This is a genomic window from Pseudomonas sp. NFPP25, from assembly GCF_900116505.1.
Lineage (GTDB): Bacteria > Pseudomonadota > Gammaproteobacteria > Pseudomonadales > Pseudomonadaceae > Aquipseudomonas > Aquipseudomonas protegens.
Map to the genome: position 1 here is coordinate 690,564 of NZ_FPBG01000005.1, position 9,346 is coordinate 699,909.

The window sequence follows — 9,346 nt, forward strand, 5'->3', positions numbered from 1 at the left end:
CGTTAAATCGCCAGGGCAGCGGGTGAGTTCAGGGAATCGGCGTGGCCGGCCATCCAGCCGCCAACCTCCACCAGCGAGGTGTCGGCGCAGGCCTTGAGGGGCGATAGGCGTCCAGCGCACAGGGCCGCGAGGCGGTCGCTGATCTGGAACAGCTCGTCCAGGTCTTCGGAGATCACCAGGATCGCCGCGCCGGCATCGCGCAAGGCGATCAGTGCCCGGTGGATAGTGGCGGCGGCCCCTACATCCACGCCCCAGGTCGGGTGCGCGGCGATCAGCAGGCGAGGCTGCTGGAGAATCTCGCGGCCCAGGATGAATTTCTGCAGGTTGCCGCCGGACAGGCTGCGGGCCGGGCTCTGGGAACCGGCGCTCTTGACCCCGAAACGCTGGATGATGCGCTCGGCCAGTTCCCGCACCTTGCGTCGCTGGATCAGCCCGTGGCGCACCAGGCCCTGTTGAAAGGCGCTGAGCAGGGCGTTGTCCTCCAGGCTCAGTTCCGGCACCGCGCCGTGGCCCAGGCGTTCGGCGGGAACGAAAGCCAGGCCGCGCAGGCGTCGGGCGTCGGGATACAGATGAGCCACCCCCTGGCCGGCGAAACAGATACGTTCGGCTTCGCCACGGGGCAGGCGCTGTTCACCGCTGAGCAGGGCCAGCAGTTCGTCCTGGCCATTGCCGGCGACTCCGGCGATGCCGACGATCTCGCCGCTGCGCAGGCGCAGGTCGATGTTCTTCAGTGAGCAGCCGAAAGGATCGGGGTTGTCCCAGCTGAGGTTGTCCAGGCGCAGGAAGTCGTTCGTGCCGCGGGCTTTCGGGTAGTCGGTGATCATCGCCGCCGCGTCCCCCACCATCAGCCGCGCCAGCTCGCGATCCGAGCACTGCGCCGGCCTGCAGTGCCCGGCCACCCGGCCCGCGCGCAGCACCGTGGCGCTGTGGCACAGGGCGCGCACCTCGGCGAGCTTGTGGCTGATGAACAGGATGCTGCAGCCTTCGTCGGCCAGCCGGCGCAGGGTGACGAACAGGTCGTCGGCCTCCTGCGGGGTCAGGACCGAGGTCGGCTCGTCGAGGATCAGCAGGCGGATGTCCTGCATCAGGCAGCGGACGATTTCCACCCGCTGGCGTTCGCCGATGGACAGGCTGTGCACCAGGCGCTGGGGTTCGAGGGCCATGCCGTAACGCTGGGAAACCTCGCGGATTCTGCCTTCCAGCTGGCTCGGCGTACCGGTGCCGGCGCCCATGGCAAGGGCAATGTTCTGCGCCACGCTGAGGGTTTCGAACAGCGAGAAATGCTGGAACACCATGCCGATCCCCAGGCTGCGTGCCTGGGCCGGGTTGTCGATGAGCTGGCGCTGTCCTTGCCAGAGCAGTTCCCCCGAATCGGCCTGGACCACCCCGTAGATGATCTTCATCAAGGTGCTTTTGCCGGCGCCGTTTTCGCCCAGCAACGCATGGATTTCACCCGCAGCGATGTTCAGGTCGATGGCGTCGTTGGCCAGGCAGCCGGGATAGCGTTTGCTGATCCGGCGCAGTTGCAGGCGTGGTGCCTGGCTGCTGGGTGCAGGGTGATTGGACATGACAGGCTCGGCTTCTGGGAGTTGTGCCTGTGGATAAAGCAATTTCCTGGCCAGTGGGTCAGGAAAGCCGGTGAAGCGCTCCCGGGCGGCATCCTGCCTGGCTGACAGGACCAGGGTCCTGGCACCACTTCGGGGCAAGGTGTTTGAAAAGGCGCTGTTTTTGTCCCCAGGCCGTTGCGCAGAAAATGATCAGTTGCCTGCAGACCCTGCGCAATCAGGGGCTGGAGCAGCCTTGCACGGGTTATCCACAGCTTGCTCCACAGTAATTGTGTGCAAGAGCGGCGCTTGGGCATCAGCACCACTGGCTTGCCCGTGAACTGCGATAAACCGGCTTAAGTGGCTGTTTCGCTGTGGAAAAAAGCTTCCTGGGGGCGCTTTGGACAAAAAATGAACAAAGCCCGCAAAGCCACGTTGCAGAAGGGTTACAGCGCTATGTGCTCAGCTTATCCACAGTCGGGTGCACAGTAGATGTGGGCAAGTGCCCGGGGCCCTTGCGGGTTATGCACAAGGTGGTCCGGGCCGGGTTGGTGCCTTCAGCGCTGCAAAAGGATGCGCCCGCGGCTGAGGTCCGCCAGCTGTTGCTGCAGGGTATCGATCTGCTCTTCGCCCAGGGCCAGTTGCAGCTCTACGCCGTTGGCGGTGAAGTCTTCCTGGACCAGCAGCCCACCCAGTTCGGCAACCCGCAGCTTGACCAGTGCCAGTTCGCTGAAGCTGCAGGCGCAACGCAGCGGTACGCGGTTGACCAGGGCGATGCGCTCGGCGCCTTGCAGGCACTTGTTGGCGCCGCCGCCATAGGCTCGGGCCAGGCCGCCGGTGCCCAGCTGGATGCCGCCGTACCAGCGGATCACCAGCACCGCCACCTGGTCGCAGTCCTGGGCCTCGATGGCCGCGAGGATCGGTCGCCCGGCGGTGCCGCCGGGTTCACCGTCGTCGTTGCTGCGGTACTGGTCGGCGAGTTTCCACGCCCAGCAGTTATGCGAAGCGTTGAGGTCGCTGTACTGCTGGATGAAGGCTTGGGCCTCGGCCGCGCTGCTGATGGGCGCGGCAAAGGTGATGAAGCGGCTTTTGCGAATTTCCTCGCGGTATTCGCAAAGGCCGGCCAGGGTAAAGGGCATGGGGGTCAGTCTTTCAGTGCAGGTGTCAGGCCACAGCCTTTGAGGATGATGCGGATCAGGTTGTTGCCGGCGTCTTCCATGTCCTGCTTGGTCAGCCGGGTGCGCCCGGTGACGCGGCAGATCTGGGTGGCGAAATCGGCATAGTGCTGGGTGCTGCCCCACAGCAGGAAGATCAGGTGCACCGGGTCTACCGGGTCCATCTTGCCGGCGTCGATCCAGGCCTGGAACACCGCGGCGCGGCCCTGGAACCAGGCGCGGTAGTCCTGGCTGAAATACTCGCTCAGGCACTCGCCACCGCTGATGATCTCCATGGCGAAGATCCGCGAGGCTTGCGGCTGGCGGCGGGAGAATTCCATCTTGGCGCGGATGTAGCGGGTCAGGGCTTCGGCCGGATCATCTTCGGCGGTGAGGGTGTTGAAGGTGCTGTCCCAGAGTTCGAGGATGTTGCTCAGCACCGCGATGTACAGCCCCAGCTTGTTGGTGAAGTAGTAGTGCAGGTTGGCTTTGGGCAGGCCGGCCTTCTGCGCGATGGTGTTCATGCTGGTGCCTTTGAAACCGTGACGGGCGAACTCGTCCTCGGCGGCCTGGAGGATGGCCTCTTCATTCTTCTGCCGAATGCGGCTGGCGGGTTTGCCGGGGTGAGGAGCGCTGTGGGCGGGGACTTCAAAGGTCATGGAGGTTTCCGAGCAAGTCTGTGGGTGCAACCTGTGCGTTGATAGCGCACCCACGTGGATCAGACAAGCCTTGGCGCTACAAAAGCCTCAGTGGGCCTTTAGGGTGTCGTTTTCCGGAATCGGATTTGCGTCATTCGCCGCGCCCTTGCTTTCCGGCAATAGCAGGCTCATCAGCAAGGCGGTGAGGCCGCCGCTGGTGATCGCCGAATCGAACAGGTTCTGCACCACCTTGGGCAGCAGGTGCAGCAGGTTCGGTTGCGCGGCGATGCCCAGGCCGACGCCGAACGAAGTGGCGATGATCAGCATGCTGCGCCGGTCCAGCGGGGCCTGGGCGAGGATCCGTACCCCGGCTGCGGCGACGCTGCCAAACATCACCAGGGTGGCACCGCCGAGTACCGGCTTGGGGATCTGTTGCAGCAGCGCGCCGATCAGCGGGAACAGGCCCAGGCAGAACAGGATCAGGCCGATGTACAGGCCGACGAAGCGGCTGGCCACACCGGTCAACTGAATCACCCCGTTGTTCTGGGCGAAGGTGGTGTTGGGGAAGGCGCTGAAGGTGGCGGCGATCATGCAACTGACGCCGTCCCCCAGGACCCCGCCCTTGAGCCGGCTTATATAGGAAGGGCCGCTAATGGGCTGGCGCGCCAGCATGCAGTTGGCGGTCAGATCTCCCACGGTTTCCAGGGTGCTGATCAGGTAGATCAGGGCTACGGGAATAAAGGCGCTCCAGTCGAAACTGAAGCCGTACCTGAAGGGCAGGGGCAGGCTGATCAACGGCAGGTCCGGCAGCGGCTGGGGCACCAGCTTGCCGCTGAACCAGGCCGCCAGGCTGCCCAGGGCCAGGCCGATGATGATGGCGCTGAGGCGCACCCACGGGGTGTTGCTGCGGTTGAGCAGAATGATGGTCAGCAGCACCAGCAGGCCCAGGCCGAGATTGCCCGGGGCGCCGAAGTCCGCGGCATTGAAGCCGCCGCCCAGGTCGGTGATGCCGACCTTGATCAGGCTGATGCCGATCAGGGTAATGACGATGCCGGTCACCAACGGGGTGATCACCCGGCGCAGTCGCCCGATAAAGCGGCTGAGGACGATCTGCACCAGCGCGCCGAAGAAACACACGCCGAAGATCATCGCCAGGATGTCTTCCGGGCTGCCACCCCGTTGCTTGACCAGGAACCCCGCCGACAGTACGGCACCGAGGAAGGCGAAGCTGGTGCCTTGCAGGCAGATCATGCCGGCCCCGATGCCCCAGGGGCGCCGGGCCTGGATAAAGGTGCCGACCCCGGAGACCATCAGCGCCATGCTGATCAGGTACGGCAGGTGCGTCGAAAGGCCCAGGGCCGAACCAATCACCAGTGGTGGGGTGATGATGCCGACAAAGCTGGCCAGCACATGCTGCAGGGCCGCCAGCAGCGCGGGCAGGGGTTGCGGGCGGTCGTCGAGGCCGTAGATCAGTTCGCTGGGGCGGGAAGCATCTGGCTGCATGGCGTGGAGCTCGGGCTGGGGTTCAAGGTGCCGAGGTCTTTGCAAAAAGCTGTCCAGGTGCTCAGGTTATTTTGTCTGCTTTGCGGTGCGGGCCTTTGAATACGGGGCCTTGCTGGTGAGTGGAGACGCTCTAGCGGGTTGCCGCCAGGCTTTCCAGAAAGCTTTCGAGCACCAAATGAGGGCGCCGACCCTTGCGCGTGACCGATGCCAGGCTCAGGTCGTAGAAGCGTGACTTGGGCTTGAGGGCACGCAACCGGCCCTGCTGCACCCAGAGGCTGGCGTAGTGGTCCGGCAGGTAGCCGATGTAGCGGCCGGTGAGAATCAGGAAGGCCATGCCTTCCCGATCGGATGCGCTGGCGGTGCAATTCAGCGCCTGGTAGTGGGCCTGGATCTCGGCCGGCAGGCGAAAGGTCGGGGCGATGGCGTCCTGGTCGTTGAGGCGCTGGTCGTCCAGTTGCCGGTCATCCACATAGAACAGCGGGTGACCCACTGCGCAGTACAGCAGCGAGCGTTCGTCATACAGCGGCTGGTATTCCAGGCCGGGCAGGGCACTGGCCTGGGGCACCACGCCGACATGCAGGCGGCCGTCGAGCACCCCTTGCTCGACTTCGTTGGGGGCGATCATGCGGATCTGGATCTGCACGTCCGGGCCACGCTCCTTCAATTGCGCCAGGGCGTGGGTGATGCGCATGTGGGGCAGGGTCACCAGGTTGTCTGTGAGGCCGATGATCAATTCGCCGCGCAGGTGGCGGTGCAGGCCGTTGACCTCGGTACGGAAGCTTTCCAGGGCACTGAGCAGCTGCAGGGTCGACTGATAGACCTCGCGGCCCTCCTCGGTCAGAGAGAACCCGGCGCGCCCGCGCTGGCACAGGCGCAGGCCGACCCGTTGTTCCAGGTCGCTCATCTGCTGGCTGATGGCCGAGCGGCCGATGCCGAGCACGGTTTCCGCGGCGGAGAAACCACCGCACTCCACCACGCTGCGAAAGATCCGCAGCAGGCGGATATCAAAGTCGCTGACTTGCGCCAGCGGGTCGGCTCGACGGCTGCTCATAGTTTAGTGGATGCCAGACTGAAGGTTATTAAAGTTGGATTTCACCGACTTTATAGCCGTGGCAACTTAGCTGCAACAACGCTTTTCATTCCTACGCCGCTTCATTGCCTTGCGAGGTTTTGCTCATGAACATGCCGGAAACCGCCCCTCAGTCCCTGGCCAGCCAGCTCAAGCTCGACGCTCACTGGATGCCCTACACCGCCAACCGCAACTTCCAGCGCGACCCGCGCCTGATCGTCGGCGCCGAAGGCAGCTGGCTGGTGGACGACAAGGGCCGCAAGATCTATGACTCGCTGTCCGGTCTGTGGACCTGCGGTGCCGGTCACTCGCGCAAGGAGATCCAGGAAGCGGTCGCCAAGCAGTTGGGCACCCTGGACTATTCCCCAGGCTTCCAATACGGCCACCCGCTGTCGTTCCAGCTGGCCGAGAAGATCACCGACCTGACCCCGGGCAACCTGAACCACGTGTTCTTCACTGACTCCGGCTCCGAATGCGCCGATACCGCAGTGAAGATGGTGCGCGCCTACTGGCGCCTGAAAGGCCAGTCGACCAAGACCAAGATGATCGGCCGTGCCCGTGGCTACCACGGGGTGAATATCGCCGGCACCAGCCTCGGTGGCGTCAACGGCAACCGCAAGTTGTTCGGCCAGGCGATGATGGATGTCGATCACCTGCCCCATACCCTGCTGGCCAGCAACGCTTATTCCCGTGGCATGCCGGAGCAGGGCGGTATCGCTCTGGCCGATGAGCTGCTGAAACTGATCGAACTGCATGACGCTTCCAACATTGCCGCGGTCTTCGTCGAGCCTCTGGCCGGCTCCGCTGGTGTGCTGGTGCCGCCACAGGGTTACCTCAAGCGCCTGCGGGAAATCTGCGACCAGCACAACATCCTGCTGGTGTTCGACGAAGTGATCACCGGCTTCGGCCGTACCGGTGCCATGTTCGGCGCTGACAGCTTCGGCGTGACGCCGGATCTGATGTGCGTGGCCAAGCAGGTCACCAACGGCGCGATCCCCATGGGCGCGGTGATTGCCAGCTCCGAGATCTATCAGACCTTCATGAACCAGGCGACACCCGAGTACGCGGTGGAATTCCCCCACGGCTACACCTACTCGGCGCACCCGGTGGCGTGCGCTGCGGGCCTGGCGGCACTGGACCTGCTGCAGAAGGAAAACCTGGTGCAGAGCGTGGCCGAGGTTGCCCCGCATTTCGAGAATGCACTGCACGGCATCAAGGGCACGAAGAACGTGATCGACATCCGTAACTTCGGCCTGGCTGGCGCGATCCAGATTGCACCCCGTGATGGCGATGCCATCGTGCGTCCGTTCGAGGCTGGCATGGCGTTGTGGAAAGCCGGCTTCTATGTGCGCTTCGGCGGCGACACCCTGCAGTTCGGCCCAACCTTCAACAGCAAGCCGCAGGACCTCGATCGCCTGTTCGACGCGGTTGGCGAAGTGCTGAGCAAGCTCGACTGATTCGATCCTTCTTATATAGAAGCAGGCGCGAAGTGTTTCGCGCCTGCGCTTTCCCTCTTTCAGGAGTCCCCGCATGAGTCTGATCCAACACCTGATCCACGGTGAGCTGGTAAGCGACAACGGTCGCAGCGCCGACGTATTCAACCCGTCCACCGGTCAGGCGATCCATAAAGTGCCGCTGGCCAGCCGTGAAACCATCCAGCAAGCCATCGACTCGGCCAAGTCGGCATTCCCGGCCTGGCGCAATACGCCACCGGCCAAGCGCGCCCAGGTGATGTTCCGCTTCAAGCAATTGCTGGAGCAGAACGAAGCCCGTATTGCCAAGCTGATCAGCGAAGAGCACGGCAAGACCCTGGAAGATGCTGCTGGCGAATTGAAGCGCGGTATCGAGAACGTGGAATACGCCTGCGCCGCGCCGGAAATCCTCAAGGGTGAGTACAGCCGTAACGTGGGCCCTAACATCGACGCCTGGTCCGACTTCCAGCCGCTGGGCGTAGTGGCCGGCATTACCCCGTTCAACTTCCCGGCCATGGTGCCGCTGTGGATGTATCCGCTGGCGATCGCCTGTGGCAACTGCTTCATCCTCAAGCCTTCTGAGCGTGACCCAAGCTCGACCCTGCTGATTGCCGAGCTGCTGCATGAAGCCGGCCTGCCCAAGGGCGTGCTGAACGTGGTGCACGGTGACAAAACTGCGGTGGACGCGCTGATCGAGGCACCGGAAGTCAAGGCGCTGAGTTTTGTCGGTTCGACGCCGATTGCCGAGTACATCTATGCCGAAGGCACCAAGCGCGGCAAGCGCGTTCAGGCTCTGGGCGGGGCGAAGAACCACGCGGTGCTGATGCCGGATGCCGATCTGGATAACGCCGTCAGTGCGTTGATGGGCGCGGCCTACGGTTCATGTGGTGAGCGTTGCATGGCGATCTCGGTAGCCGTGTGCGTGGGCGACCAGGTGGCCGATGCCCTGGTGGCCAAGCTGGTGCCACAGATCAAGGCGCTGAAGATTGGTGCCGGTACTTCCTGTGGCCTGGATATGGGGCCGCTGGTTACCGCCCAGGCGCGTGACAAGGTCAGTGGTTATGTAGAAGACGGCGTGGCCGCAGGTGCGCAACTGGTGGTGGACGGTCGTGGTTTGAGCGTAGCCGGTCATGAAGACGGCTTCTTCCTCGGTGGCTGCCTGTTCGACCGCGTTACCCCGCAGATGCGCATCTATAAGGAAGAGATTTTCGGGCCGGTGCTGTGCATCGTCCGGGTCAACAGCCTGGAGGAGGCCATGCAACTGATCAACGATCACGAGTACGGCAACGGTACCTGCATCTTTACCCGTGACGGTGAAGCGGCACGTCTGTTCTGCGACGAGATCGAAGTGGGCATGGTGGGCGTCAACGTGCCGCTGCCGGTACCTGTGGCCTATCACAGCTTCGGTGGCTGGAAGCGTTCACTGTTCGGTGACCTGCATGCCTACGGTCCCGATGGTGTGCGTTTCTATACCCGTCGCAAGGCGATCACCCAGCGCTGGCCGCAACGCGCCAGCCACGAAGCCTCGCAGTTCGCCTTCCCTAGCCTGTAAGAGTGAAGCGATAAAGGCCGGCCCCTTGGGGCCGGCCTTTGCTTTTATGGGCTTTTCTGACCGATATGACAGATTTATGAAAATAACTGTTGACGGCAGATTCTACAGGTCTATAATTCGCCCCACTTCCGGCGCAGTCGAAACGGAAAACTCCTTGAGATTCAACGAGTTATGCAGTTTTCGATAGCGGTTACGCTTCAGTTCATCGAAGCCAGAAGCAGTTGGTAAGGCAGTCAGTTTTCGCCTTGTTAACGATTCGATCCTCTCGGTCGAAAGCGGTTGAAAAGAGGTGTTGACAGCAGCGTGTAACGCTGTAGAATTCGCCTCCCGCTAACGAGAGATCGGAAGCGCAAGTGGTTGAAGTTAAAAAGGAAACTTTGAAAACTTCTTAAAAAAATCACTTGACAGCAAATG

7 protein-coding genes are annotated in these 9,346 nt (G+C 62.9%); 2 read left to right on the forward strand and 5 right to left on the reverse strand.

Going from position 1 to position 9,346, the window contains the following annotated elements; translation table 11 throughout:
- Window positions 1–2: 2 nt before the first annotated feature.
- The 5 genes from BM382_RS23035 to BM382_RS23055 form a co-directional block, all read right to left on the reverse strand.
- The gene (locus BM382_RS23035) at window positions 3–1,568 is read right to left on the reverse strand and encodes an ABC transporter ATP-binding protein (protein ID WP_072444013.1); all 1,566 of its coding nucleotides are present in this window, start codon (window positions 1,566–1,568) and stop codon (window positions 3–5) included.
- A 533-nt stretch (window positions 1,569–2,101) separates the two neighbouring features.
- Complete coding sequence (locus BM382_RS23040; protein ID WP_019092788.1) at window positions 2,102–2,683, reverse strand: IMPACT family protein; 582 nt, start codon at window positions 2,681–2,683, stop codon at window positions 2,102–2,104.
- 5 nt (window positions 2,684–2,688) lie between these two features.
- The gene (locus tag BM382_RS23045) at window positions 2,689–3,357 is read right to left on the reverse strand and encodes a TetR/AcrR family transcriptional regulator (RefSeq protein ID WP_011059099.1); all 669 of its coding nucleotides are present in this window, start codon (window positions 3,355–3,357) and stop codon (window positions 2,689–2,691) included.
- Window positions 3,358–3,444: 87 nt separating this feature from the next.
- Window positions 3,445–4,839, reverse strand: coding sequence for a uracil-xanthine permease family protein (locus tag BM382_RS23050; protein ID WP_011059100.1), 1,395 nt, complete (start codon window positions 4,837–4,839; stop codon window positions 3,445–3,447).
- 130 nt (window positions 4,840–4,969) lie between these two features.
- Entirely contained in the window at window positions 4,970–5,890 is a 921-nt protein-coding gene (locus tag BM382_RS23055; RefSeq protein ID WP_011059101.1) for a LysR family transcriptional regulator, read from the reverse strand.
- A 125-nt stretch (window positions 5,891–6,015) separates the two neighbouring features.
- Here BM382_RS23055 and BM382_RS23060 point away from each other — a divergent pair, with 125 nt between their 5' ends.
- Both BM382_RS23060 and BM382_RS23065 read left to right on the forward strand, forming a co-directional pair.
- Entirely contained in the window at window positions 6,016–7,365 is a 1,350-nt protein-coding gene (locus BM382_RS23060; RefSeq protein WP_011059102.1) for an omega-aminotransferase AptA, read from the forward strand.
- Between the two features lie 73 nt (window positions 7,366–7,438).
- Entirely contained in the window at window positions 7,439–8,932 is a 1,494-nt protein-coding gene (locus BM382_RS23065; protein WP_011059103.1) for a CoA-acylating methylmalonate-semialdehyde dehydrogenase, read from the forward strand.
- Window positions 8,933–9,346 lie beyond the last annotated feature (414 nt).

What these genes read in the sequence shown, in the direction of transcription:
- BM382_RS23035 (WP_072444013.1), bottom strand. Translation starts at nt 1,568, where the DNA reads ATGTCCAATCACCCTGCACCCAGCAGCCAGGCACCACGCCTGCAACTG.
- BM382_RS23040 (WP_019092788.1), bottom strand. Translation starts at nt 2,683, where the DNA reads ATGCCCTTTACCCTGGCCGGCCTTTGCGAATACCGCGAGGAAATTCGC.
- BM382_RS23045 (WP_011059099.1), bottom strand. Translation starts at nt 3,357, where the DNA reads ATGACCTTTGAAGTCCCCGCCCACAGCGCTCCTCACCCCGGCAAACCC.
- BM382_RS23050 (WP_011059100.1), bottom strand. Translation starts at nt 4,839, where the DNA reads ATGCAGCCAGATGCTTCCCGCCCCAGCGAACTGATCTACGGCCTCGAC.
- BM382_RS23055 (WP_011059101.1), bottom strand. Translation starts at nt 5,890, where the DNA reads ATGAGCAGCCGTCGAGCCGACCCGCTGGCGCAAGTCAGCGACTTTGAT.
- BM382_RS23060 (WP_011059102.1), top strand. Translation starts at nt 6,016, where the DNA reads ATGAACATGCCGGAAACCGCCCCTCAGTCCCTGGCCAGCCAGCTCAAG.
- BM382_RS23065 (WP_011059103.1), top strand. Translation starts at nt 7,439, where the DNA reads ATGAGTCTGATCCAACACCTGATCCACGGTGAGCTGGTAAGCGACAAC.